The 24,958-nt window shown below is 35.2% G+C and carries 25 protein-coding genes and 2 other annotated features (1 of these 27 only partly in view); of the genes, 17 read left to right on the top strand and 8 right to left on the bottom strand.

The genetic code is table 11. From position 1 onward, the window contains the following. Positions 1-3: 3 nt before the first annotated feature. The 5 genes from QOR44_RS06860 to QOR44_RS06840 form a co-directional block, all read right to left on the bottom strand. Positions 4-1,005 carry a FecCD family ABC transporter permease gene (locus QOR44_RS06860; RefSeq protein ID WP_000615144.1) on the bottom strand — a complete coding sequence of 334 codons (1,002 nt, stop codon included), beginning with the start codon at positions 1,003-1,005 and terminating at the stop codon, positions 4-6. Further along, complete coding sequence (locus QOR44_RS06855; RefSeq protein ID WP_000471523.1) at positions 1,002-2,027, bottom strand: FecCD family ABC transporter permease; 1,026 nt, start codon at positions 2,025-2,027, stop codon at positions 1,002-1,004. The genes QOR44_RS06860 and QOR44_RS06855 overlap by 4 nt, the downstream gene beginning before the upstream one ends. 15 nt (positions 2,028-2,042) lie before the next feature. Beyond that, positions 2,043-2,975, bottom strand: a complete 933-nt coding sequence (locus QOR44_RS06850; protein WP_000719458.1) for an ABC transporter substrate-binding protein — start codon at positions 2,973-2,975, stop codon at positions 2,043-2,045. 23 nt (positions 2,976-2,998) lie between these two features. Next, positions 2,999-3,793 (bottom strand): ABC transporter ATP-binding protein, encoded by a 795-nt coding sequence (locus tag QOR44_RS06845; protein ID WP_000018235.1) that lies wholly within the window; start codon positions 3,791-3,793, stop codon positions 2,999-3,001. 155 nt (positions 3,794-3,948) lie between these two features. After that, positions 3,949-5,403: a UDP-N-acetylmuramoyl-L-alanyl-D-glutamate--L-lysine ligase gene (locus QOR44_RS06840; RefSeq protein WP_000628275.1), complete on the bottom strand. Its 1,455-nt coding sequence runs from the start codon at positions 5,401-5,403 to the stop codon at positions 3,949-3,951. 123 nt (positions 5,404-5,526) lie between these two features. Between QOR44_RS06840 and QOR44_RS06835 the strand changes: the two genes are divergently transcribed. From QOR44_RS06835 to QOR44_RS06825, 3 genes are all read left to right on the top strand, one after another. Further along, positions 5,527-7,161: a putative polysaccharide biosynthesis protein gene (locus QOR44_RS06835; RefSeq protein WP_000078990.1), complete on the top strand. Its 1,635-nt coding sequence runs from the start codon at positions 5,527-5,529 to the stop codon at positions 7,159-7,161. Between the two features lie 134 nt (positions 7,162-7,295). Continuing rightward, positions 7,296-8,516, top strand: coding sequence for a peptidase T (gene pepT / locus QOR44_RS06830; RefSeq protein WP_000119591.1), 1,221 nt, complete (start codon positions 7,296-7,298; stop codon positions 8,514-8,516). Positions 8,517-8,544: 28 nt separating this feature from the next. Next, positions 8,545-9,036 (top strand): EbsA family protein, encoded by a 492-nt coding sequence (locus tag QOR44_RS06825; RefSeq protein WP_000593175.1) that lies wholly within the window; start codon positions 8,545-8,547, stop codon positions 9,034-9,036. On the opposite strand, the gene QOR44_RS06820 is transcribed toward QOR44_RS06825, so the two are convergent. Beyond that, entirely contained in the window at positions 9,023-9,220 is a 198-nt protein-coding gene (locus tag QOR44_RS06820) for a ferredoxin (RefSeq protein ID WP_000861360.1), read from the bottom strand. The two genes, QOR44_RS06825 and QOR44_RS06820, sit on opposite strands and share 14 nt — an antisense overlap. 45 nt (positions 9,221-9,265) lie before the next feature. Between QOR44_RS06820 and QOR44_RS06815 the strand changes: the two genes are divergently transcribed. The 5 genes from QOR44_RS06815 (at position 9,266) to rplT (ending at position 11,832) form a co-directional block, all read left to right on the top strand. Continuing rightward, positions 9,266-9,790, top strand: coding sequence for an SAG1386/EF1546 family surface-associated protein (locus QOR44_RS06815; RefSeq protein ID WP_001085534.1), 525 nt, complete (start codon positions 9,266-9,268; stop codon positions 9,788-9,790). Positions 9,791-9,800: 10 nt separating this feature from the next. Then, entirely contained in the window at positions 9,801-10,484 is a 684-nt protein-coding gene (gene cmk / locus QOR44_RS06810) for a (d)CMP kinase (RefSeq protein WP_001084720.1), read from the top strand. A 20-nt stretch (positions 10,485-10,504) separates the two neighbouring features. Continuing rightward, positions 10,505-10,630, top strand: a sequence feature (ribosomal protein L20 leader region). Between the two features lie 14 nt (positions 10,631-10,644). Then, complete coding sequence (infC, locus tag QOR44_RS06805; protein WP_000691023.1) at positions 10,645-11,175, top strand: translation initiation factor IF-3; 531 nt, start codon at positions 10,645-10,647, stop codon at positions 11,173-11,175. A gap of 39 nt (positions 11,176-11,214) precedes the next feature. Beyond that, entirely contained in the window at positions 11,215-11,415 is a 201-nt protein-coding gene (gene rpmI / locus QOR44_RS06800; RefSeq protein WP_001125940.1) for a 50S ribosomal protein L35, read from the top strand. A 57-nt stretch (positions 11,416-11,472) separates the two neighbouring features. Continuing rightward, positions 11,473-11,832, top strand: a complete 360-nt coding sequence (gene rplT, locus QOR44_RS06795; RefSeq protein WP_000124839.1) for a 50S ribosomal protein L20 — start codon at positions 11,473-11,475, stop codon at positions 11,830-11,832. Positions 11,833-12,073: 241 nt separating this feature from the next. On the opposite strand, the gene QOR44_RS06790 is transcribed toward rplT, so the two are convergent. Further along, complete coding sequence (locus tag QOR44_RS06790) at positions 12,074-14,218, bottom strand: LTA synthase family protein (RefSeq protein ID WP_000721261.1); 2,145 nt, start codon at positions 14,216-14,218, stop codon at positions 12,074-12,076. 134 nt (positions 14,219-14,352) lie between these two features. Here QOR44_RS06790 and QOR44_RS06785 point away from each other — a divergent pair, with 134 nt between their 5' ends. The 6 genes from QOR44_RS06785 to gorA all read left to right on the top strand — a co-directional run bounded on the left by QOR44_RS06785 (position 14,353) and on the right by gorA (position 20,457). Further along, the gene (locus QOR44_RS06785) at positions 14,353-15,510 is read left to right on the top strand and encodes a class I SAM-dependent rRNA methyltransferase (protein ID WP_001037595.1); all 1,158 of its coding nucleotides are present in this window, start codon (positions 14,353-14,355) and stop codon (positions 15,508-15,510) included. After that, positions 15,510-16,187, top strand: coding sequence for a type I 3-dehydroquinate dehydratase (gene aroD / locus QOR44_RS06780; protein ID WP_000707048.1), 678 nt, complete (start codon positions 15,510-15,512; stop codon positions 16,185-16,187). Before QOR44_RS06785 ends, aroD begins: the two co-directional genes overlap by 1 nt. 92 nt (positions 16,188-16,279) lie before the next feature. Then, positions 16,280-17,347, top strand: coding sequence for a 3-dehydroquinate synthase (gene aroB / locus QOR44_RS06775; protein ID WP_001195731.1), 1,068 nt, complete (start codon positions 16,280-16,282; stop codon positions 17,345-17,347). Beyond that, on the top strand, positions 17,348-18,514 hold the full coding sequence (gene aroC, locus QOR44_RS06770; protein ID WP_001269897.1) for a chorismate synthase: 1,167 nt from the start codon (positions 17,348-17,350) through the stop codon (positions 18,512-18,514). An 83-nt stretch (positions 18,515-18,597) separates the two neighbouring features. Continuing rightward, positions 18,598-18,933: a YlbF/YmcA family competence regulator gene (locus QOR44_RS06765; RefSeq protein WP_000024622.1), complete on the top strand. Its 336-nt coding sequence runs from the start codon at positions 18,598-18,600 to the stop codon at positions 18,931-18,933. A 174-nt stretch (positions 18,934-19,107) separates the two neighbouring features. After that, a complete protein-coding gene (gene gorA / locus QOR44_RS06760) occupies positions 19,108-20,457 on the top strand; it encodes a glutathione-disulfide reductase (protein WP_000043893.1) in 1,350 nt (449 codons plus the stop codon). Between the two features lie 43 nt (positions 20,458-20,500). On the opposite strand, the gene QOR44_RS06755 is transcribed toward gorA, so the two are convergent. After that, complete coding sequence (locus QOR44_RS06755; protein WP_001051917.1) at positions 20,501-20,953, bottom strand: DUF6556 family protein; 453 nt, start codon at positions 20,951-20,953, stop codon at positions 20,501-20,503. A gap of 251 nt (positions 20,954-21,204) precedes the next feature. Here QOR44_RS06755 and QOR44_RS06750 point away from each other — a divergent pair, with 251 nt between their 5' ends. The 3 genes from QOR44_RS06750 to QOR44_RS06740 all read left to right on the top strand — a co-directional run bounded on the left by QOR44_RS06750 (position 21,205) and on the right by QOR44_RS06740 (position 24,846). Then, on the top strand, positions 21,205-22,350 hold the full coding sequence (locus QOR44_RS06750; RefSeq protein WP_000638893.1) for a cysteine desulfurase family protein: 1,146 nt from the start codon (positions 21,205-21,207) through the stop codon (positions 22,348-22,350). 1 nt (position 22,351) lies between these two features. Further along, complete coding sequence (gene thiI, locus QOR44_RS06745; RefSeq protein ID WP_001200102.1) at positions 22,352-23,566, top strand: tRNA uracil 4-sulfurtransferase ThiI; 1,215 nt, start codon at positions 22,352-22,354, stop codon at positions 23,564-23,566. A 101-nt stretch (positions 23,567-23,667) separates the two neighbouring features. Then, positions 23,668-24,846, top strand: coding sequence for a CapA family protein (locus tag QOR44_RS06740; protein ID WP_000101234.1), 1,179 nt, complete (start codon positions 23,668-23,670; stop codon positions 24,844-24,846). 75 nt (positions 24,847-24,921) lie between these two features. Beyond that, positions 24,922-24,958: a sequence feature (ribosomal protein L21 leader region), on the top strand (it continues 43 nt past the right edge of the window).

Here is a 24,958-nt window from a genome sequence, read left to right as displayed (position 1 = left end):
TTTTTAGTCAACTTTTGTCATCAACCAGAGAAAATAGGGGGCACCAATTATTGATACAACCAATCCAGTGGGAATACCTGTACCAACTAAGAGGATACGACCTATAGTATCTGATACCAATAGGATAATAGCACCAATAAGAAGACAGCTAGGTAGTATAATTTTATGGTTATTTCCTAATAGTCGTCTACTTAAGTGCCCAGCGAGTAAGCCTATAAAAGTAATATTACCAATTAAGACGACGCTAATAGCAGCGAGGCTACTTGCCAGCATCAAAGTATATATTCTTTCCTTTTTTAAATGAAGTCCTAGAGCGAGAGCAGTCTGCTCGTTTAGGTTCATAATATTAAGGTGGCGACTGCGACTATATGCTAATCCCCATAACAAAATGAGAATCGGGATAAAAGTGATAATGGTAGTCCAGGAACTAATTGTAATTTTTCCACTAAGCCATTCAACGATCATATCCATTTTTTGATTATTAGACTGACTAATAATAGAAATCATAACGCCTGAAATCATTGTAGATATTCCGATACCAGTGACGATTAATCGTGTAGGGCTAATATTGTGATTTCTTCTGTATGACATAAGATAGACAAGAAAAATAGTTACCAACCCTCCAAACATAGCAAATAGGGGTAAAAAGTATAATATAGTTGGATTGCTAACATTAAATGTTCCTATGGTTAGAGCGATTACTAATCCAGCTCCAGCATTGATACCAAGAATACCGGAATCAGCTAGTGGATTTTTGGTTAACGTCTGTAATAGCAACCCAGCAATTCCTAAAGAAGCTCCCCCAAAGATACAGACAATAATACGAGGTAAACGAATGTTAGTAATGATAAAAAGGAAGGCATCATCAGATTTTCCACTTATTAGTTTTAAAACGTCAATAACGGAAGTATTAGCATAGCCAAGTGAAATTGATACTAGTATTAATAATAGTAGGATAATGACAGATGATATTAAAACAAAAGGAGCTTTATTTTTTTGAATCATAGATTTTTCCCTTTTCTAATTAACCATAGGAAACATGGAAGCCCTACGATACTGATTATAGAACTAATTGGTGTCTCTGAAGGGGGATTTATAATACGAGATGATAAGTCTACCCAGATCATGAAAGTAGCCCCTGAAAATCCTATTAAAGGTAATAACAGACGATAATCTTTGGGAATAAAAAGCTTAATAAAATGTGGAATAATCAATCCAATGAAAGAAACGGTTCCTATCAAAGCGACTGATGAAGCTGATAAAAACAAAACAATAAGTAATAGAAACGCAGTCATTAATTGAGTTTTTTGTCCCAATGCTTTGGCCACAGATTCATTAAGGCTCAAGATAGTTAATTGATGTGCTAGGAGTTGTGAAATAAGTAAACCTAAAATAATGATAGGTGCTATTATGATTAGCATTTTCCAGTTAATTTGGGATAAACCACCTGCTTGCCAACCGATAACAGTTCGATTGAGTTTAAAGTATAATGTAACCACTTGTCCAACAGACGTAAAAAGTGTGGAGATCATCGCTCCGGCTAAAATGAGTCGTAGTTGGTGGTAACCCTTTTGCTTTGTATAAGAGAGTGTGAAGACTAAAAGACAAGAAATGACAGACCCTAGTAAGCAGACTATGAGAATCGTACTATAGTGCATGCTCCCTAAAAAAGCATATGCAACAACAAGGGCTAACCCAGCTCCGGCGTTAATACCTAGTAGTCCAGGATCAGCAATGGCGTTTCGAGTGACCCCCTGCATAATAGCACCTGCTTGTGACATAGCTGCACCTACTAAGATAGCTGCAACTATGCGTGGTAGTCTAATGTCAAAAATAACATCCTGAGCATTAGAGTTTTTTAAGGGATTTTTTAAAACAGTTATTAAATCACTAGTCTTGAAATTGATAGCACCAAATCGTAAGCTGGCGTAACAACCAATAAGAAATAGTATAAGTGTTATGAAAAAAACAAGCCAAAAATGATTTGACTTATTTTTTTGAACGAGTTTTTTTGAAGCTTTAAACATAAGAGGAGCTTTCTTTTAATTTGTATTTTCTTTGATAGCCTTTGTAAATGATTTTAATTGAGCTTCTAAAGATAGAGGGTCAGAGAAATAAAACACGTCGTAGTTACTTTCTATGATGTGCCCTTTTTTGACAGCTGGTAAATTCTTCCAGACATCACTTTCTTTAAGTGATGAAGCTGCTTTTTTAGTCGTTTTGTTTATATTAACAAGGGCATAATCTCCAATGTAATCACCGATTGCTTCTTGCGAAACGGTAAACCACCCTTTTTTAAAGACATCTTTTTTGACTTTTTCTGGGGCAGCATAACCTAGTGAATCATAGATTAGTTCTCCACCGCGTCCAAAATTATTACCATATAAATAGATATTTTTATCATAAAAATCCATAATGGTAAAAGTAGTGTTAGGCTTTAAGATATGGTGTAAATCTTTTTTGGCAGCGAGAGTTTTAGTTTTCCATTGGCTAACCCACTGATTAGCTTCTTTTTCTTTACCGAATACTTTCCCCAAAGCTGGCATCATATCTAAATAATTTTGTGCACCATATTTAATAACTAAAGTTGGTGCAATTTTTTTCAGAGTATTGATGTTTGGATCTTGATCAAAAACCATGATTAAATCAGGTTTTTGTGCGGCAATAGCTTCTGTATCATCAGCAGTTAATTTTTTAGCTTCTTTCAGTTGCTTACCAAAAACGGGGCTATCTTTTTCTAAGTCTAAACTGTAACTTGAAACATTAACACCTAGTTTTAATAAATACCCAGTGTAAGAATATGTAAAATTAATTACTTTTTTCGGATTTTCAGGAATTTTTCCATAATAGGTGAAGCCTTCAATTTTAGGCATTTTAGAAATAGTTGTTTTAGTGCTTTCTTGTTTAGTTTGTTGTCCGCAAGATACCAAAAAGAAGGTCAGTAGTGTGAGGACAATAATTCCAATTTTTTTCATAAGATAACATCTCCTAAATAATATTAATTTTGATCAGTTGATAATTGATAAGATAACAAAACAGGTTGTTTACTAATAGGGTCCTGAATGATATGAGCATCAATCTTAAAAATATCTTTGATAATATCTTTAGTCATGATCTGACTAGGACTACCTTCATAGATAATTTTACCGGTTTTCATTGCAACTAGATAATCAGAATAGCGCGCAGACAGGTTTAGGTCGTGTAGGACCATAATAATTGTTTTTTGCGTTTCGTTATTAAGTTTTTTGAGCAATTCTAAGACTTCTAATTGATGATTCATGTCAAGATAAGTTGTAGGTTCGTCTAAAAAGATAGTATCTGTATCTTGTGCTAAAGCCATAGCAATCCATACTTTTTGCCTCTGACCTCCTGAAAGGTCATCAACATCTCTATTAGCAAATTGCGCTACGTTAGTCATTTCCATCGCCCAATGGACTTTACTACGATCGTCATTTGTCAAATTGCCAAGGTATTTTTGGTGTGGGAACCGTCCATAAGATATTAGTTCATAAACTGTGATCCCTTCAGTTGCTTCTAACACCTGTGGGAGAAGTGCAATCTTCTTAGCAATTTCCTTTGTGGGTAAATGTGCAATATCATGACCATCAATAGTGATAGTACCATCTTTTATTTTATGGATGCGTGTGAGAGCCTTCAAAAGAGTAGACTTTCCACATCCATTGGCACCAATAATCGTTGTTATTTTTTGGTTAAGTATACTGAGGGAAAGATTATTGATGATTTCTTTCTGATCGTAAGATACAATAATGTTTTCTGCTTTTATGTGAGACATAGAGAACCTTTCTAGCAAAAAATTAAGTTCATTATAACATAGAAAAAAGGCTTACAAAAGCCTTTTTTAGCATTAATTAAGAAAAATGTGAACAAAATGATAATTATTTAGAATGATTCAAAATAGTATCAATAATCATTATTGTTTAGCTTTTTTTATCGTTTAAGGTATTTTTTCGCAACTTCTAAATCTCCAGAGTAATTGTCACGATTTCCTTTGATAATTTGATAAGCATCTGCTCCTTTACCAGCGATAATAATTGCATCTAGTTTGCAATTAGTAAGAGTACTGGCGTTAGCAATTGCTTCTTCTCGATCAATGATGATAGTAACCGGACGATTAATATGGCTTGCTATTTCTTGTGAGATAACTAAGGGATCTTCAAAATTAGGATCATCTGCAGTGAGTATCACTTGTAGATTAGGATGTTGATTAATGACATCTCCGAAGTCTTTACGACGGCTTTGACCTTTATTACCAGGAGCTCCGAGCACTAATATAATATCCCCTTTTTGGTGTTCCTCAACAACAGATAATAATTTCTTCAAACTGTCTCCGTTGTGGGCATAGTCAACGAAAATCTTTGCGCCGTTGGTTTGTGTTAGGACTTCCATGCGGCCAGGGACGGTAGTTTGTGCAATTCCGTTTTTTATATCTTCAATTGAAACACCAAGTCGAAGACAAGCAAGTCCAGCTGCGATAGCATTTTCTTGATTGAATTTTCCAATCAGCTTGATATCGTAGGTGTTCTCCAACTTTCCTTTGACATGGAAAGAAAAGGCCTGTGATTCTGTGATAACATTTTCAGAATAATCTCCATAGAAATCATGAGGAATATATTCTACCTGTTCTTTGACAATATTAAAATGATCCATCTGACTATTTACAACAACAGCATTGCTATTCTCCATCAAGAGCCGTTTGTGGAAAAAATAATCTTCGAATGTAGGGTGCTCGATAGGACCAATATGATCGGGACTAATATTTAAGAAAACGCCAACGTCAAAGGTTAAACCATAAACACGTTTGGTTAGGTATGCTTGGCTTGATACTTCCATAACTAAGTGTGTCATTTGATTCTCAACGGCTGTAGCCATCATCCGAAATAAATCAAGACTCTCGGGGGTTGTGAGATGTGATTTAAAGAAAGATTTACCATCTAATGTTGTGTTCATAGTTGAGAGCATAGCAGGACGATGGTTTACTTTTAACATATGATAAGCAAAGTAAGCCGCAGTTGTTTTTCCTTTTGTTCCGGTAAAAGCTAGAAGTTTAAGTTTGTTTTGTGGGTTATTATAGAAAGACATAGATATCAAACTCATGGCTTTTTTGATATCATTGACTAATATCACTGGAATATCGGCGCCGTAATCTATCTCAGAAACGTAAAAAGAAAGGCCTGCTGTGATTGCAGAATCTAGATATTCTTTTTTAAAAGTGGCACCCTTAGCAAAAAATAAAGTATCAGATGAAATTTGACGACTATCATATGATAAGGCATTAAAAGTTACATTTTGTGTCCAGTTATAATAATAATGCTCATGAAACAAAATCTCTCTGAAATTATGGTCATTTTTTAAAATTTCTAAAATTTTATCTATTGTAATCATACTCCTTATTTTAGACTTTATGTTCTCGTTTTACAAGTCTAAGGTAAAAGTTTATAATAAAGTGATATTTCTGAGATTTTTGTCTTTTAAATGCTAAATAATATTGAAAATAGAAAGTTTACCATGTCACAAAAAACAATAAAAGTTAGTCAGCAAGAACAAATGGTCAAAGGGACGGCTTGGTTAACAGCAGGGAATTTCATTAGTCGCTTGCTGGGAGCCATCTATATTATCCCTTGGTATGCTTGGATGGGAAAGCATGCTGCCGAAGCAAATGCTTTATTTGGGATGGGATATGAAATCTATGCTTTATTTCTTTTGATATCAACTGTTGGAATTCCAGTAGCAGTTGCAAAACAGGTATCTAAGTATAACACTTTAGGTAAAGAAGAGATGAGCATTTATCTGGTTCGGAAAATCTTGCAGTTTATGCTGATTTTAGGTGGAGTTTTTGCATTAATTATGTATATTGGTTCACCTCTATTTGCTTCACTTAGTAAAGGAGGGCAAGAACTCGTTCCAATATTGCGTAGTCTAACTCTAGCTGTTTTAGTTTTTCCTTCAATGAGTGTTTTACGTGGTTTTTTTCAAGGTTTTAATAATTTAAAACCGTATGCCATTAGTCAAGTCGCTGAGCAGATTATACGTGTCATATGGATGTTATTAACTGCTTTCTATATTATGCGTCTAGGATCAGGAGATTATATTGCCGCTGTGACACAGTCAACATTCGCCGCCTTTGTCGGTATGTTTGCTAGTATAGCTGTGCTGCTTTATTTCTTATGGCGTTATAATATGCTATCTGCCTTGATTGGTAAAACTCCAGAGCACATTAAATTAGATACTAAAGAAATACTAATTGAGACTGTTAAGGAAGCAATCCCTTTTATTATTACTGGTGCAGCAATTCAAATTTTCAAATTGATTGATCAGTTTTCATTTGGGAATACGATGGCGCTCTTTACGAATTATTCAAGTGAAGAATTACGGGTTATGTTTGCTTACTTTTCAAGCAACCCTGGTAAAGTTACGATGATTCTAATTGCTGTTGCTACCGCAATTGCTGGAGTTGGTATTCCATTGTTAACAGAGAATTTTGTTAAGAATGATAAAAAAGCCGCCGCTCGTTTGGTTGTTAATAATTTACAAATGTTACTAATGTTTTTACTGCCAGCTGTTGCAGGATCCGTTATTTTAGCAAAACCTTTGTATACAGTCTTTTATGGGTTACCGCAGGGACAGGCTTTAGGGCTTTTTGTCATATCTCTTATTCAAACAATTATTTTATCTATTTATACTGTTTTAGCACCAATGCTACAAGCATTGTTTGAAAATCGTAAAGCTATTATTTACTTCCTATATGGTCTGGTGGCAAAAGTTATTTTACAAGTTCCCTCCATTTTCCTTTTCCATGCCTATGGACCACTTTTCTCAACGACAGTAGCTCTTTGTATCCCAGTAATTCTTATGTATTTGAAAATACATGAAATTACAGGATTTAAACGCCAAGCTATTCGTCGTACAAGTGCTTTAGTCCTTATTCTAACGCTATTAATGAGCTTTATTATTTCTATGATAATATGGTTAATGAACCTGGTTATTGTACCCGATAGTAGACTGGTAAGTCTAGTTTACATTATCGTTATCGGTGCAATAGGTTTAGGGGTATATGTCTTTATGGCACTGGCCACCCATCTACTTGATAAGATGATTGGTAGCCGTGCTCAAGACTTACGCCGAAAGTTGCACCTTAACTAATGAAAAACTAGGTTAGACAGAATTGTTTAACCTAGTTTTTTGACGACCAAAATTATTTGTGAAATTTTAAGGTAGTCACAATATAGTGAGCTTATTTTTATGTTATAATTAAATGGAGAAATATGAGGTGAAAGATGTCTTACGAAAAGCTTTTAGAACGATTTTTAACATACGTCAAAATAAATACAAGAAGTAATCCTAATAGTACACAAACGCCAACAACTCAAAGTCAAGTTGACTTTGCTTTAACAGTTTTAAAACCAGAAATGGAAGCAATTGGTTTAAAAGATGTTCATTATTTACCTTCTAATGGGTATTTGGTTGGAACCTTACCTGCTACAAGCGACCGCTTACGCCATAAAATAGGTTTTATATCCCATATGGATACAGCTGATTTCAATGCTGAAAATATTACTCCACAAATTGTTGACTATAAAGGTGGAGATATTGAACTTGGAGACTCAGGTTACATTTTAAGTCCAAAAGATTTTCCAAATTTAAATAATTACCATGGGCAAACATTGATTACAACAGATGGTAAAACCTTACTGGGAGCAGACGATAAGTCTGGTATAGCAGAAATCATGACAGCTATGGAATATTTGGCTTCGCATCCAGAAATTGAGCATTGTGAAATTAGAGTTGGCTTTGGACCAGATGAAGAAATTGGTATAGGTGCAGATAAATTTGATGTTAAAGATTTTGATGTTGATTTTGCCTATACAGTGGATGGTGGACCACTAGGAGAATTACAGTATGAAACCTTTAGTGCAGCTGGTTTGGAGCTTACATTTGAAGGACGAAACGTTCACCCTGGAACTGCAAAAAATCAAATGATTAATGCTTTACAGCTTGCTATGGATTTTCATAGTCAATTACCAGAAAATGAACGTCCTGAACAAACAGATGGCTATCAAGGATTTTATCACTTATATGATTTAAGTGGAACAGTTGATCAAGCTAAAAGTTCATATATCATTCGAGATTTTGAGGAAGTTAATTTCTTAAAACGTAAGCAATTGGCTCAAGATATCGCTGATAATATGAATGAAGCATTACAATCTGAACGTGTAAAGGTTAAACTATACGATCAATATTACAACATGAAGAAAGTTATTGAAAAAGACATGACACCTATCAACATTGCTAAAGAAGTAATGGAAGAGTTAGACATCAAGCCAATCATAGAACCGATTCGTGGTGGTACAGATGGCTCTAAAATTTCCTTTATGGGAATCCCTACTCCTAATCTTTTTGCAGGTGGTGAAAACATGCATGGACGCTTTGAATTCGTTAGTCTACAAACAATGGAAAAAGCAGTTGATGTTATTTTAGGCATCGTTGCTAAGGATTAGTAAAGAAATATCAGATTGGAGTGGTTAAATGATAAAATTATTTGGGAAGATACGTTATCACTGGCAACCTGAACTTTCTTGGGCTATTATTTATTGGTCAATAGCCATTGCACCAATTTTTATTGGTTTATCTCTGCTATATGAAAGAACTGAGATTCCGAGTCAGGTATTTGTTCTATTTGCCATCTTTATTGTTTTAGTGGGCATTGGATTTCATCGCTATTTTGTTATTGAAGAAGATGGATATCTTAGGATTGTATCTTTTAACTTTTTAAGACGATCTAAGTTTCCAATTGAAGATATTGCTAAAATTGAGGTCACTAAATCAAGTGTCACTATCAAATTTAATAATAACCATGAGCGGATTTTTTACATGCGAAAATGGCCTAAAAAATATTTTTTAGATGCACTAGCTATTGAACCTAAATTTAAGGGAGAAGTGGAGCTTCTCGATAATTTGATTAAAATGGATTATTTTGAATGTTATCGCTACGATAAAAAAGCTCTTACAAAATCGTAAGAGCTTTGGTGGGACATGATTTAACTGCTAAAACAGTATCTTGATCAGAATTTGGAACCTCTTTTTCTAGGTTATCTGTATCGGAAAATTTAACGATACCATCATCTTGATAATCAAAAATATTTGAATATGTTTGGCAAAGCCCACAGGCAATACATTTTTCTGGAATTAGTGCAACTTTCATAGTATTATTGTAATACTTATTGATACGATTAACAAGGGGGAAGTCATGGCGAAAAAACCATGGGAAAAAAAAGTTGTGGAAAACAATAGTCATAGAAAAGACAAAATTACAAGAACGAGTAGAGGTGTGGTGTCAAGTACTCCTTGGATTACCGCTTTCTTGAGTGCATTCTTTGTTATTGTCGTTGCTATTTTATTTATAGTATTTTATACTTCAAATAGAGGAGAAGACAGAGCAAAAGAAACTTCTGGTTTTTATGGTGCTTCAAGTCAAAAAGTTAATAGTTCTAAAACGAAAAAAGCATCTACAAGTAAGAAAACAACGTCATCATCAAAAACTAAAACTAGTGATAAATCAACAACATCTTCTAGTACAGTAGCAAGTTCGAGTGAGACATCGACATCATCTTCAGTAAACGGTGGAACAATCGTAGTTCAACCAGGTGAGGGAGCAGCCTCCATAGCTGCTCGTGCAGGTATCTCAGTTGCTCGTTTACAAGAACTTAATCCCGGTCATATGACCTCAGGGTATTGGTATGCTAATCCAGGCGATCCTGTGGTTGTAAATTAAGGGGAGGATTATGAACTCAATTAATATTGCTATTGATGGACCAGCATCAAGTGGAAAAAGTACTGTCGCTAAGATTATTGCTAAAAATTTGAATTACACTTACCTTGATACAGGTGCTATGTATCGTTGTGCTACTTATCTGGCTTTACAGCATGGATATGAAGCACAAGATGTTTCGAAAATTCTAGGACTCCTAGCTGAAAGACCAATTTCTTTTGGTAAAGCAGAAGATGGCAGCCAGACAGTCTTTCTTGGCACAGAAGAAGTTACTTTAGCTATCCGTCAAAACGATGTTACTAACAATGTCTCGTGGGTTTCTGCTATCCCAGAGATTCGAGAAGAGTTAGTAAACCAGCAGCGTCGTATAGCCAAAGATGGTGCTATTATAATGGATGGTCGTGACATAGGAACAGTTGTTTTGCCAGATGCAGAATTAAAGATTTTTTTAGTGGCTTCTGTTGATGAAAGAGCTGAGCGTCGCTTTAAAGAAAATCAAGAAAAAGGCATTGAGAGTGATTTTGAAACACTGAAATCAGAAATTGCTGCTCGTGATTATAAAGATAGCCATCGAGAAGTTTCACCATTAAAGGCAGCAGAAGATGCTATTGAATTTGATACTACAGGAGTATCAATTGAAGGTGTTGTAACTTTTATCCAAGAAAAAGCAGAAAAAATAATTGACATGAAGAATTAGTCATGATATACTAGTTGCAATGAGAAAAGTAGAAGTGAGAACTTCTCGCCTTGCGACTTAGGTTGTCTGGCCCAACATGTCAAGATTCCATCTAGGAAGATTATATGTGCGGGCTTGATTTATCAAGTCCGCTTTCGTTTTTCTCTAAAAAAATAAAGAGGTGAAGATCATAGCTAAAAAAGATCTATTCATTAACGATGAAATTCGCGTTCGTGAAGTTCGTCTGGTTGGTCTCGAGGGTGAACAATTAGGTATTAAACCATTGTCTGAAGCTCAAGCAATTGCAGATGATGCTAATGTTGATTTGGTTTTAATTCAGCCACAAGCTACACCACCTGTTGCGAAAATTATGGACTATGGTAAGTTCAAATTTGAGTATCAAAAGAAACAAAAAGAACAACGTAAAAAACAAAGCGTTGTTACTGTTAAGGAAGTTCGTCTTAGCCCAGTTATTGATAAAGGGGATTTTGAAACAAAACTTCGTAACGGTCGTAAGTTCCTTGAAAAAGGTAACAAAGTTAAAGTTTCTATCCGATTCAAAGGACGTATGATTACTCATAAAGAAATTGGAGCAAAGGTATTGGCGGAATTTGCTGAAGCGACACAAGATATCGCTATTATTGAGCAAAGAGCTAAGATGGATGGTCGCCAAATGTTTATGCAGCTTGCACCAATTCCAGACAAGAAATAATTGTCGACTTTATAGTATTATTTAAGAGGAGAATTTAAAATGCCAAAACAAAAAACACACCGCGCATCAGCTAAACGCTTTAAACGCACAGGTTCAGGTGGATTGAAACGCTTCCGCGCGTTTACTTCACACCGTTTCCACGGTAAAACTAAAAAACAACGTCGTCATCTTCGTAAAGCTACTATGGTTTCATCAGGAGATTTCAAACGTATTAAAGCAATGCTTACTCGCCTTAAATAATAAGGTCTCTGTAAACATTTACTACATATTATAAAGGATTATTTGGAGGAAATATAAATGGCTCGTGTTAAAGGTGGAGTTGTTTCACGTAAACGTCGTAAACGCGTACTTAAATTAGCTAAAGGTTACTATGGTGCAAAACATATCTTGTTCCGTACTGCAAAAGAACAAGTAATGAATTCTTACTACTATGCATACCGTGACCGTCGTCAGAAAAAACGTGACTTCCGTAAATTATGGATCACTCGTATCAATGCGGCTGCTCGTATGAATGGTTTATCATATTCACAATTGATGCACGGTTTGAAATTAGCTGAAATCGAAGTTAACCGTAAAATGCTTGCTGATTTAGCAGTTAACGATGCAGCAGCTTTCACAGCTCTTGCAGATGCAGCTAAAGCTAAACTTGGTAAATAAGAAATAAAAAAAGTTGGGTCTGCCTAACTTTTTTATTTCTAGAAAGAAAGTACCTATATTATAATTTAAGTGAAAAGTTTCGTTCTATATATGTAGAATGAAACTTTTTTTCTTTTATTCCGATACCTTTATTATTGTTATAATTTTCCTTTTTGATTTTTATTGTTTTGTAGTATTATTCCATATAAAAAGCACCTCAATCGTTGGATTGAGGTGTGGATTAAACTTTAAATGGCAAAGATTATTTTTTAGATGTTTTATGTGTCTTATTAGGATCTTGCAATTCCAAGTAACTTGGAGCGTGGAAGAGATCAACTGTCGATTTGTTGTTATGTTTGCTATATATGCTTGTTGAACGATCTTTCAATTTACGTTCTTTAGCTTTGAGTGCTTTAAGAGAATGTGTGTAATTGAATTTTTCAACTTCTACAGTTTTCAAACCATTGTTTTCATCAAATCGTAGTAAATCTCCAGTTTGAATCGAATCACTTGTAGATAATTGTTTATTAGTAGCATCTCGAATAGCTTTTATTTCAGCTTTAGTTGTTTCATCAGGATTTGTGATTTCTTGTCCTGAATCAGTGTAATAGAGATGTCCACTATAGTTAGTGTATTTAGGAGTAATATACTGACCAGTTGTTCTCATAGCGACCATTTGTTTATTATCTTTAGATAATAAGTCTTGTCCTAACTGAGTATATTTAGACGTGTCTATCCCTAGAATATGAAGTAAAGTTGGTAAATTATCTACCTCACCACCGTATGTATTACTGATAAAACCTTTTGAATAGCCAGGAATGTGGATCATATATGGAACACGTTGTAACATAGCGTTGTCGTATTCAGACCATGTTTCAGGGTCTTTACCTAATAATTCAGCTAAGCTAGGATTACGTGTATTAGAAATACCGTAGTGATCCCCATACATTACAATAATAGAATTATCATACACACCAGCAGCTTTTAGATATTCAAAAAATGATTTAAGAGCTGTATCAAGGTAGTTTGCTGTGGCGAAATAACCGTTAATCGTTTCATCGTTAGTCTTTGCAAGTGGGAATCCCTCTTCGTCAGACTCTCCCTTCAAACTTGTGTAAGGGTAATGGTTACTTACTGTAATAAATTTAGTATAAAACGGTTGTTGCATGTGCTCTAGATATTTGATAGAGTCAGCAAACATATATTTATCATTCAAACCGTATTGGAATGAATTATCTTTGGTTTGTTTTGAGAAGTAGCTAGAGTCAAAGAAGTAGTCATAACCCCACTGTTTGTAAGCATTATTTCTATTCCAAAATGTTCCGACGTTTCCGTGGAAGACCGCACTACTGTAACCTCCATTTTGAGCTAAGATATGTGGAGCAGCAAATTGTGTATTTTCACCACCATAATTAACCATGAATGAACCACTACTTAGACCAAAAAGTGAGTTTTCCATGAGTGTCTCAGCATCGGATGTCTTACCAGCTTTGACTTGATGGAAGAAGTTAGAGAAGGAGATAGTCTCTTTCGAATGATAAAGGCTGTTAATAAATGGAGTAACCACATGTTCTTTACCATCAACATTTAATTTATAGTCAATCAAGAATTGTTGAAAACTCTCCAAGTGAATCATGATAACGTTTCGCCCTTTTCCGATACCATAATATTCTGGATTGGGTTTGGCATAATGCTCTGCTACATATTTTTTGGCAGTCGCTAATTCTTGTGCAGTGGCACCATTTCTTTCTTTCTGTGCTTGATAAGTTTGATTACCACTATAAATCGAAAATGATGGCAAGCCAAGAGCTTTAACAATATAGGTGTTTGAAAAACCACGACTTAGTAGTTCTGGACGATCAATTTCAGCTAAGAATAAGTTAATTGAAAAGAGTAAACCAGACAAAGCTGTGATAGAAAAACTAGCACGTTTATTAAATGGACGATCATCTAAGTGGATTTTCTTGGTTGCAAATAAGAAAATAAGGATAATGAAATCGAAAACGTAGACAAGATCCCAAATTCTCAATAGATTAAGAGCAGAGTCTCCAAGGCCAGCCGAAGTTTTACTACTAGCCAAGACGGCGCTAACTGTAATGAAATCGGAAAACTCTCTATAGTAGATTGCGTTTGCAATTAGAAGAATATTTACGATAGCATAGGTAATAAAAGCGGTAATATAAAAAGCTTTGGTTCGCTTAACATATAAGGCCAAACCTATGATTAAGAGTCCTAAGGGGATGGGGTTTATAATGGTCAAAAACAACTGATAGGAATTTTCTAAACCTAAATTAAAATCAGTATGGTAAGCCCAAATTGTCTTTAACCAATATATAACTACTAACAATAAAATAAAGCCGAGTCGTGTATTGATCGCACGGCTAGCAAAATCTTTAATTTTTTTCACAGTAGGAACTTCCTTTAATTTTTTTCCTAAAGATAAAATCTCAGATTAAATTATAACATAAAATTTTGTAACATACGGTAAAGAAAGGTCGAATTCAGTATGAAAAAAGATAAAAATTTGTTATAATACTGTTTATGAATAAACTTAAAGTGAATTCTGTCGTTGAAAGAAAAATCAAATCAGGTGCTCAGTTACTGGAAAAAAAAGATTTTGATACCAGTTTAGTTAACCAGTTGGTTCAACTTTTTTCACAGTCAAATCAATTCTTAGGGATGGCCTATCTTTCACCACAAAATAAAGGGATTGGTTGGTTACTATCAAGACAAATTTTTGATTTTAACCATGATTACTTTGTATCGCTATTCAAAAAATCTAGAGAGAAGCGTCAAAAATTTGAAAAATCCAGTCAAACAACAGCCTACCGCTTGTTTAATCAGGATGGAGATAACTTTGGTGGCCTAACTATAGATTTTTATAGTGACTATGCTCTTTTTTCGTGGTACAATGAATTTGTTTATACTAATCGACAAATGATTGTTGCAGCCTTTAAGCAGGTCTATCCTAATATTAAAGGGGCATATGAAAAAATTCGTTTCAAAGGTTTAGACTTTGAAAGTGCTCATTTGTACGGTCAAGAGGCTCCTGAATCATTTTTGATTTTAGAAAATAATATCAAATATAGTGTCTTTTTGAATGATGGATTAATGACAGGTATTTTCCTTGACCAACATGATGTCAGAAAAGCCTTAGCAACTAATCTATCAGAAGGTAAAAAAGTTCTAAATATGTTTTCATACACCGCGGCTTTTTCTGTAGCTGCAGCTGTTGGAGGAGCATTAGAGACAACTTCTGTTGATTTAGCAAAACGCTCGCGTGAACTTTCAAAAGCACACTTTGATGCTAATCAGATTGTCACAGATAACCATCGATTTATTGTTATGGATGTTTTTGAATATTATAAGTATGCCAAAAGAAAACATCTATCATATGATGTGATTGTTATTGATCCACCAAGTTTTGCTCGAAATAAAAAACAAACTTTTTCGGTTACTAAAGATTACTATAAATTAATTGAACAAGCTTTAGATATTTTAACCCCTGGTGGAACTATCATTGCATCAACTAACGCAGCTAATCTAACCGTATCACAATTTAAGAAACAATTGGAAAAGGGGTTTGGTAAAGCTTCACATAATTACATTAGCTTACAGCAGTTGCCTGAAGATTTCACTGTAAATGATAAGGACCAACAAAGTAATTATTTAAAAGTATTTACAATAAAGGTAAAATAATGAAAATAGTAGTACCAGTAATGCCTCGCAGTCTTGAAGAGGCTCAAGAAATAGATTTATCAAAATTTGATAGTGTTGATATTATTGAATGGCGAGCTGATGCCTTACCAAAGGATGACATTATTAATGTAGCTCCAGCTATTTTTGAGAAATTCGCAGGTCATGAAATTATTTTTACTCTTCGTACAACGCGTGAAGGTGGTAATATTGTCTTATCTGATGCTGAGTATGTTGAGTTAATCCAGAAAATTAATTCTATCTACAATCCAGATTATATTGATTTTGAGTATTTTTCACATAAAGAAGTTTTTCAAGAAATGCTAGAATTTCCAAATTTAGTCCTGTCTTATCACAATTTTCAAGAGACACCGGAGAATATTATGGAGATATTTTCAGAATTGACAGCCCTAGCACCACGAGTTGTAAAAATCGCAGTAATGCCAAAGAATGAACAAGATGTCTTAGACGTTATGAATTACACTCGCGGTTTCAAGACTATTAATCCTGATCAAGTTTATGCGACGGTATCTATGAGTAAAATTGGACGTATTTCTCGTTTTGCTGGTGATGTAACTGGATCTAGTTGGACATTTGCATATTTAGATTCATCTATCGCACCCGGACAAATTACTATTTCAGAGATGAAGCGTGTCAAAGCATTGCTTGACGCTGACTGATACGAGATAACAAAATGTAAATATACTGATGAGATCCCTAGCAATTGCTTAGGGTTTTTGTCTTATTAAAACAAACATGAGAGGACATTAGAATGCAGGTTGAAGTTGACTTACCGAATCACCCTTATCATATCAAAATTGAAGAAGGATGTTTTTCTAAGGCTGGTGACTGGGTATCACATTTATGGCAGAAACAAATGATAACTATTATCACAGATAGTAACGTAGAAATATTATACGGGGAGTCGCTTGTCAACCAGTTAAAAAAACAAGGTTTTACAGTACATGTTTTTAGTTTTGCTGCGGGTGAAGCTAGTAAAACTTTGGAAGTTGCTAATCGTATTTATGGTTTTTTAGCAAAGCATCATATGACCAGAAGCGATGGGATCATTGCACTTGGTGGAGGCGTTGTCGGAGATTTAGCAGCGTTTGTTGCTTCTACTTATATGCGGGGAATCCATTTTCTTCAAATTCCAACTAGTTTAACAGCACAGGTTGATTCTTCCATTGGCGGAAAAACAGGAGTCAACACTTCATTCGCTAAAAATATGGTAGGTACTTTTGCACAACCTGATGGTGTACTGATAGATCCTGTTACTCTAAAAACATTGGGCAATCGTGAATTAGTTGAAGGTATGGGAGAAGTCATCAAATATGGCTTGATTGATGATATAAAACTCTGGCATATTCTAGAAGAGATGGATGGGTCTATTGATAGTATCCTTGATAATGCATTAGCTATTATTTATCACTCTTGTCAAGTTAAACGAAAGCATGTTTTAGCTGATCAATATGATAAAGGGTTAAGGATGCATTTAAATTTTGGCCACACTATCGGTCATGCTATCGAAGTACATGCTGGCTATGGAGAAATAATGCATGGAGAAGCTGTTGCAATTGGAATGATCCAGCTTTCTCGTGTGGCTGAGCGTAAAAATCTTATGCCAAGAGGTATCAGTCAAGATATTTATAATATGTGTTTAAAATTTGGCCTTCCGGTCCACTATGCGGAATGGGATAAGGACGTCTTATTTGACATATTGAGTCATGATAAAAAAGCAAGTGGACAATTTATTAAAATTGTTATACTGCCTCAATTAGGTAGTGCAACAGTCCACCAAATACCTTTAGAAGAAATGAGAGATTATTTGGAGAAATAGATGAGATATTTAACTGCTGGTGAGTCACATGGACCGAGTTTAACAGCTATTATCGAAGGGATTCCTGCGGGACTGAAATTATCTGCTAAAGATATTAATGAAGATTTAAAACGCCGCCAAGGTGGTTATGGTCGTGGGAATCGAATGAAAATTGAAAGTGATCAAGTGATCATTAGTTCTGGTGTGCGCCATGGAAAAACCTTGGGTTCACCTATTACACTGACAGTAACTAATAAGGATCATAGCAAATGGCTGGACATCATGTCAGTCGAAGACATTGAAGAACGTCTAAAGCAAAAACGTCGTATTAAGCATCCTAGACCTGGGCACGCAGATTTAGTAGGTGGAATCAAATACCGTTTTGATGATTTGAGAAATGCTTTAGAGCGTTCTTCGGCTCGTGAGACCACAATGCGAGTAGCTATTGGTGCGATTGCTAAACGTATCTTGAAAGAAATTGGTATCGAAATTGCTAACCATATTGTAGTTTTCGGTGGCAAAGAGATTACTGTCCCTGATAAGCTAACAGTTCAACAAATCAAAGTGTTATCTAGTCAATCGCAAGTAGCTATCGTCAATCCATCATTTGAACAAGAAATTAAGGATTATATTGACAGTGTGAAAAAGGCTGGAGATACTATCGGAGGAGTGATTGAAACTATCGTTGGAGGAGTTCCTGTTGGTTTAGGCTCTTATGTACACTGGGATAGAAAGTTAGATGCTAAGATAGCGCAAGCAGTTGTATCTATCAATGCTTTTAAAGGTGTTGAATTTGGTCTAGGTTTTAAGTCAGGTTTTTTAAAAGGAAGTCAAGTAATGGACTCCATATCATGGACAAAGGACCAAGGTTATATACGTCAGTCAAATAATTTAGGCGGTTTTGAAGGCGGTATGACTAATGGAGAGCCTATTGTCGTTAGGGGAGTAATGAAGCCAATTCCTACGCTTTACAAGCCACTAATGTCAGTTGATATTGATACTCACGAGCCTTATAGAGCTACAGTGGAACGTTCTGACCCCACGGCACTTCCGGCTGCAGGTGTCGTTATGGAAGCTGTAGTAGCCACCGTCCTGGTGACAGAAGTGCTAGAAAAATTTTCTTCAGATAACATGTATGAACTAAAAGAAGCTGTAAAACTATATCGCAATTATGTTAATCATTTTTAAGTGAAAACTAGTAGCATTCAATTGCAAAAAAAGGTATAAAAGTCTACAATAGTAGTAAGTTCAAGTAGAAAAAGGAGTAACTTATGGCTAATGTATATGATTTAGCAAATGAATTAGAACGTGCTGTTCGTGCTTTACCAGAATACCAAGCAGTTTTAACTGCAAAAGCAGCTATTGAAAATGATGCGGATGCACAAGTGCTTTGGCAAGACTTTTTGGCTACCCAATCAAAAGTTCAAGAAATGATGCAATCTGGCCAAATGCCAAGTCAAGAAGAACAAGATGAAATGTCTAAACTTGGGGAAAAAATTGAATCCAATGACCTTTTAAAAGTTTATTTTGACCAACAACAACGGTTGTCTGTCTATATGTCTGATATCGAAAAAATTGTCTTTGCACCCATGCAGGACTTAATGTAATAGTATAAAAGAGAGAGCTCCTCGAGTTTTCTCTTTTGTAATATTTCAATTTATGATAGCCTACTGAACTAGTATTGCCCACATTATATTGGTTTTGCATTCTACGTAGCAGAAAATTGTGACTGTAAACACTTTGTGATAGAGTATAGGTATCAATGATTCAAGGAGAGAGTAATGTCAAAGCAATATGATTATATCGTTATTGGTGGAGGTAGTGCAGGCAGTGGTACCGCTAATAGGGCAGCCATGTATGGAGCAAAAGTTCTGTTAATTGAAGGTGGACAAGTAGGTGGAACTTGTGTTAACTTAGGTTGTGTACCGAAGAAAATCATGTGGTATGGTGCACAAGTTTCTGAGACACTCCATAAGTATAGTTCAGGTTATGGTTTTGAAGTCAATAATCTTAATTTTGATTTTACTACTCTAAAAGCTAATCGCGATGCTTACGTGCAGCGGTCTAGACAGTCGTATGCCACTAATTTTGAGCGTAATGGGGTCGAAAAGATTGATGGATTTGCTCGTTTTATTGATAACCATACTATTGAAGTGAATGGTCAGCAATATAAAGCTCCTCACATTACTATTGCAACAGGTGGATACCCTCTTTACCCTGATATTATTGGAAGTGAACTTGGTGAGACTTCTGATGATTTTTTTGGATGGGAGACCTTACCAAATTCTATATTGATTGTTGGGGCGGGCTATATCGCGGCGGAACTTGCTGGAGTGGTTAATGAATTAGGCGTTGAAACCCATCTTGCATTTAGAAAAGACCATATTCTACGCGGATTTGATGACATGGTAACAAGTGAGGTTATGGCTGAAATGGAGAAATCAGGTATCTCTTTACATGCTAACCATGTACCTAAATCTCTTAAACGCGATGAAGATGGCAAGTTGATTTTTGAAGCTGAAAATGGGAAAACGCTTGTCGTTGATCGTGTAATATGGGCTATCGGCCGTGGACCAAATGTAGACATGGGACTTGAAAATACCGATATTGTTTTAAATGATAAAGGTTATATCAAAACAGATGAATTTGAGAATACTTCTGTAGATGGCGTGTATGCTATTGGAGATGTTAATGGGAAAATTGCCTTGACACCGGTAGCAATTGCGGCGGGTCGTCGCTTATCAGAAAGACTTTTTAATCATAAAGATAACGAAAAATTAGATTACCATAATGTACCTTCAGTTATTTTTACTCACCCTGTAATTGGGACGGTAGGACTTTCAGAAGCAGCAGCTATCGAGCAATTTGGAGAAGATAATATCAAAGTCTATACATCAACTTTTACCTCTATGTATACGGCTGTTACCACTAATCGCCAAGCAGTTAAGATGAAGCTCGTAACCCTAGGAAAAGAGGAAAAAGTTATTGGGCTTCATGGTGTTGGTTATGGTATTGATGAAATGATTCAAGGTTTTTCAGTTGCTATCAAAATGGGGGCTACTAAAGCAGACTTTGATGATACCGTTGCTATTCACCCAACTGGATCTGAGGAATTTGTTACAATGCGCTAATGCTATCAAAGAATACAAAAAAAGCTAGGGAACCTAGCTTTTTTTAAGGTGTTGTTGTATTTCCAATAGTTGAGGTATCGGTAGTAGTATTATTTGTTTGATCATTGTTAGTACTAGATGATGTTTGATCATTATTGGCAGCAGAATTTGAACTGCTACTCGGAGTACTACTAGCAGAGGAATTTTCTAGTGTTTGGCTGGATGATGCCCTTGTCTCATCTTTTTCAGTAGAAACTTGGTTACTAGAATTTTGTCCACTTTCTCTTATAATGACGGTTTTTGAAGTAGAAGAATCAGTCTTACTAGAGTCTTTGTGATTATTAATCGCATTAGTAATAGTAATAGAGGCAACAATAATACTTAAAACACTACCGACTAATGCAATTGTTTTTTGAAGTGCAGAAAAACCTGTTTTTATATGCTTAGCGGGTGATTGAGTTGAATCAGTATTAGTCTTAGTAGACTTTTTCTGTTGTCTTGAATATCCTTTTGCCATGACGCCCTCCTTAAATGTACATCAACTATTATATGATTTTATCCTAAAAAAAGCTAAAGAAAAAATAATTTAAAACATTTAAATAAGCAACCTAGGTTATTAAGCTAAGCTATGTTAGTGTAATAGGTAGTGAGTTTTGTGATAAATTATGAGAATTATCATAAATATTGTTTTGGGATGTTCACAAACTAATATAAATAGTAGGGAAATTATGCTATAATAATACTGATTGACTTTAGAAGGACAGATTTATGATTTATTTTGATAATTCGGCAACTACTATTCCCTATCCAGAAGTTTTAAGGACTTATCAAGAAGTAGCTAGTAAAATCTATGGAAACCCCTCAAGTTTACATGAGCTAGGAACAACATCTTCTCGGATTTTAGAGGCTAGCCGTAAACAAATTGCTAGTTTACTTGAGCTTAAAGCAAATGAAATTTTCTTTACCTCTGGTGGTACAGAGGCTGATAATTGGGTTATTAAGGGTCTTGCGTTTGAGAAACAACATTTTGGAAATCATATTATTGTTTCTGATATCGAACACCCAGCTGTTAAAGAGTCTGCTAAATGGCTTGGAGAGTATGGGTTTGAGATTGATTATGCGCCAGTAGATGATAAAGGATTTGTAGACGTAGAAGCACTGGTCAAATTAATTAAACCAGAAACGATTCTTATTTCAATTATGGCAATAAACAATGAAATTGGTTCTATTCAGCCAATAAAAGCTATTTCAGACTTGTTGTCAGATAAACCTACTATATCGTTTCATGTTGATGCTGTTCAAGCAATAGGTAAGATACCGACTAAAGATTATTTGACTGAGCGAGTTGATTTTGCATCTTTTTCTAGTCATAAATTTCACGGCGTTCGTGGGGTTGGCTTTCTATATATTAAAGAAGGAAAACGTATTTCACCATTACTAACAGGTGGTGGACAAGAATCTGATTTACGTTCAACTACTGAGAATGTCGCAGGGATTGCAGCTACTGCTAAAGCTTTACGAATGGTTATGGACAAGGAAGTAGTAGCTATTCCTAAAATAAGTAAAATGAAAACCATTATTCATGATGAATTAGCCAAATATGAGGATATTACGTTATTTTCGGGTAAGGAAGGTTTTTCACCTAACATTATCACGTTTGGTATCAAGGGTGTCCGAGGAGAAGTTCTTGTCCATGCCTTTGAGGGACATGATATTTTTATCTCGACAACTAGCGCTTGCTCTTCTAAAGCAGGTAAACCAGCAGGAACTCTTATAGCAATGGGAATTTCAACTAAGTTAGCCCAAACTGCTGTACGTATCAGCTTAGATGATGACAATGATATGGGACAAGTAGAGCAATTTTTAACTATTTTTAAACAAGTTTATGAAAAAACTAAGAAAGTTAGAGGATAAGATGCAGTATTCAGAAATTATGATTCGTTATGGAGAACTCTCTACTAAGAAGAAAAACCGTATGCGCTTCATCAATAAGTTAAAAAATAATATGGAGCATGTACTCTCCATTTATCCAGATGTTTCAGTAAAAACAGATCGTGATAGAGGACATGTATATCTCAATGGTACAGATTATCATGAAGTTGCAGAGTCCTTAAAAGAGATTTTTGGTATCCAAGCTTTTTCTCCATCTTTTAAAGTAGAAAAAAATGTTGATACATTGGTAAAAGCTGTCCAGGAAATTATGACTTCCATTTATAAAGATGGGATGACTTTTAAAATTACCGCAAAACGTAGTGACCACTCATTTGAATTGGATAGCCGTGCTCTAAATCATACTTTAGGAGATGCCGTTTTTTCAGTCTTGCCAAATATTAAGGCTCAGATGAAGCAACCAGATATCAATCTTAAAGTCGAGATACGAGATGAGGCTGCTTATATTTCATATGAGGATATTAGGGGTGCAGGAGGATTACCGGTAGGAACATCTGGAAAAGGGATGCTGATGTTGTCTGGTGGGATTGATTCTCCGGTAGCAGGTTACCTAGCGTTAAAACGTGGTGTAGATATAGAAGCAGTCCATTTTGCAAGTCCTCCTTATACTAGCCCAGGTGCATTGAAAAAAGCACATGATTTAACACGTAAATTGACAAAATTTGGTGGTAATATTCAATTTATTGAAGTTCCATTCACAGAAATTCAAGAGGAAATTAAGGAAAAAGCTCCCGAAGCCTACTTGATGACGTTAACACGTAGGTTTATGATGCGTATTACAGATCGTATTCGTGAGAACCGAAATGGTCTTGTTATTATTAACGGTGAAAGTTTAGGGCAGGTGGCAAGCCAAACGCTAGAAAGTATGCAGGCTATTAATGCTGTCACTGCAACACCGATTATTCGTCCTGTGGTCACGATGGATAAGCTAGAAATTATTGATATTGCTCAAAAAATAGATACTTTTGATATTTCAATTCAACCATTTGAGGATTGCTGTACGATTTTTGCACCAGATCGCCCAAAAACTAACCCTAAAATTAAGAATACAGAACAGTATGAGAAACGTATGGATGTAGAAGGTCTGGTAGAGAGGGCAGTTGCAGGGATTATGGTAACTACTATTCAACCTCAAGCAGATAGTGATGATGTTGATGACTTGATTGACGATTTATTATAATGAATTTTTAAACTACAGATTTACTCTGTAGTTTTTTATTAAAATGATTGCGCTGTCATAAGGTTATAAAAAATGCTATAATACGAATAAAGGAGGCAAGTATGGCAAGAATCCCTTATCAGAAAACACTTATTTTTTGTGTAGCCGTTATTATTGCTATTTTTATTTTGGGATTATCTAAGGATTTAGCACAATCTAAAGGGCAAAAGGTTGCAAATAATAATACTGTAAAAACAGCACGTGTGGTTGCAAACGGAGATATTTTGCTGCACGATGTACTATATGCCAGTGCGCGCCAACCCGACGGCACTTATAATTTTACTCCTTATTTTAAAGAGGTAAAATCTTGGATTGAGAGCGCTGATTTAGCGATTGGTGATTATGAAGGGACGATTAGTTCAGAGTATCCTTTAGCGGGCTATCCTTTATTTAATGCTCCTAATGAGATTGCAACTACTATGAAAGAAACTGGGTATGATGTCGTTGACTTAGCACATAATCATATTCTGGATTCACAACTGGCAGGTGCTATCAATACTGTCAAGACCTTTAATCGTCTGGGATTGGATACTATTGGGGTTTATTTAAAGGATAGAAATAAAGAAGATATCTTAATTAAGCGTGTAAATGGTATTAAAATTGCTATTTTAGGTTATTCGTATGGCTACAATGGCATGGAAGCTAATGTTTCAAAGAGTGACTATGAAAAACATATGTCTGATTTAGATACTAAAAAGATTAAGCAAGATATTAAAAAGGCTGAAAAAGAAGCAGATATCACCATTGTCATGCCACAGATGGGGATAGAATATCAAAAAAAACCTACTACAGAACAAGTAATGCTTTATCACAGTATGATTAAATGGGGGGCAGATATTATATTCGGAGGACACCCTCACGTTGTTGAACCGTCTGAAGTGATAAAAAAAGATGGCCAGAAAAAATTTATTATTTACTCTATGGGAAATTTTATTTCAAATCAGCGTTTAGAAACAGTTGATGATATCTGGACAGAAAGAGGATTATTAATGGATGTAACCATAGAGAAAAAAGGTCAAAAAACAGTAATTAAAAAAGTTAAGGCGCATCCAACACTAGTAGAAGCAAAAGCAAATGGCCGTTATGTTGAAGAAGGCTTTCCAGCTTATGATTATAGGACGCTAGTTTTAGAGGATTATATTGAAGGTGGTAAGAAACGTTCTACGATTGATCAGACTATGAAAGATAAAGTTGATAAAGCATATAAGGAAATGAATGAGTTAGTTAATTTGAAGTGGTAAAGTTGATAATTTTATTTTGTTTTATCTTGCATAAAAAAAGAGTTTATGATAAAATTTGAATGTTGACTAAATGCACATCCGGTGCAACCGCGCGAAAATCGTTAGATTAAGT

The sequence above is a fragment of the Streptococcus agalactiae genome, assembly GCF_949788565.1.
GTDB classification, from domain to species: Bacteria; Bacillota; Bacilli; order Lactobacillales; family Streptococcaceae; genus Streptococcus; species Streptococcus agalactiae.
This window is presented reverse-complemented; position numbering and strand designations above follow the sequence as displayed.

Bases quoted from the DNA above. Each gene is read 5' to 3' on its own strand.
- QOR44_RS06835 (WP_000078990.1), top strand. From the start codon at position 5,527: ATGTCACAAAAAACAATAAAAGTTAGTCAGCAAGAACAAATGGTCAAA.
- QOR44_RS06825 (WP_000593175.1), top strand. From the start codon at position 8,545: ATGATAAAATTATTTGGGAAGATACGTTATCACTGGCAACCTGAACTT.
- QOR44_RS06765 (WP_000024622.1), top strand. From the start codon at position 18,598: ATGGCTAATGTATATGATTTAGCAAATGAATTAGAACGTGCTGTTCGT.
- QOR44_RS06785 (WP_001037595.1), top strand. From the start codon at position 14,353: ATGAATAAACTTAAAGTGAATTCTGTCGTTGAAAGAAAAATCAAATCA.
- pepT (WP_000119591.1), top strand. From the start codon at position 7,296: ATGTCTTACGAAAAGCTTTTAGAACGATTTTTAACATACGTCAAAATA.
- QOR44_RS06850 (WP_000719458.1), bottom strand. From the start codon at position 2,975: ATGAAAAAAATTGGAATTATTGTCCTCACACTACTGACCTTCTTTTTG.
- QOR44_RS06855 (WP_000471523.1), bottom strand. From the start codon at position 2,027: ATGTTTAAAGCTTCAAAAAAACTCGTTCAAAAAAATAAGTCAAATCAT.
- aroB (WP_001195731.1), top strand. From the start codon at position 16,280: ATGCAGGTTGAAGTTGACTTACCGAATCACCCTTATCATATCAAAATT.
- QOR44_RS06740 (WP_000101234.1), top strand. From the start codon at position 23,668: ATGGCAAGAATCCCTTATCAGAAAACACTTATTTTTTGTGTAGCCGTT.
- gorA (WP_000043893.1), top strand. From the start codon at position 19,108: ATGTCAAAGCAATATGATTATATCGTTATTGGTGGAGGTAGTGCAGGC.
- thiI (WP_001200102.1), top strand. From the start codon at position 22,352: ATGCAGTATTCAGAAATTATGATTCGTTATGGAGAACTCTCTACTAAG.
- QOR44_RS06815 (WP_001085534.1), top strand. From the start codon at position 9,266: ATGGCGAAAAAACCATGGGAAAAAAAAGTTGTGGAAAACAATAGTCAT.
- rplT (WP_000124839.1), top strand. From the start codon at position 11,473: ATGGCTCGTGTTAAAGGTGGAGTTGTTTCACGTAAACGTCGTAAACGC.
- QOR44_RS06860 (WP_000615144.1), bottom strand. From the start codon at position 1,005: ATGATTCAAAAAAATAAAGCTCCTTTTGTTTTAATATCATCTGTCATT.
- QOR44_RS06845 (WP_000018235.1), bottom strand. From the start codon at position 3,793: ATGTCTCACATAAAAGCAGAAAACATTATTGTATCTTACGATCAGAAA.
- cmk (WP_001084720.1), top strand. From the start codon at position 9,801: ATGAACTCAATTAATATTGCTATTGATGGACCAGCATCAAGTGGAAAA.
- QOR44_RS06820 (WP_000861360.1), bottom strand. From the start codon at position 9,220: ATGAAAGTTGCACTAATTCCAGAAAAATGTATTGCCTGTGGGCTTTGC.
- aroC (WP_001269897.1), top strand. From the start codon at position 17,348: ATGAGATATTTAACTGCTGGTGAGTCACATGGACCGAGTTTAACAGCT.
- aroD (WP_000707048.1), top strand. From the start codon at position 15,510: ATGAAAATAGTAGTACCAGTAATGCCTCGCAGTCTTGAAGAGGCTCAA.
- rpmI (WP_001125940.1), top strand. From the start codon at position 11,215: ATGCCAAAACAAAAAACACACCGCGCATCAGCTAAACGCTTTAAACGC.
- QOR44_RS06750 (WP_000638893.1), top strand. From the start codon at position 21,205: ATGATTTATTTTGATAATTCGGCAACTACTATTCCCTATCCAGAAGTT.
- QOR44_RS06840 (WP_000628275.1), bottom strand. From the start codon at position 5,403: ATGATTACAATAGATAAAATTTTAGAAATTTTAAAAAATGACCATAAT.
- QOR44_RS06755 (WP_001051917.1), bottom strand. From the start codon at position 20,953: ATGGCAAAAGGATATTCAAGACAACAGAAAAAGTCTACTAAGACTAAT.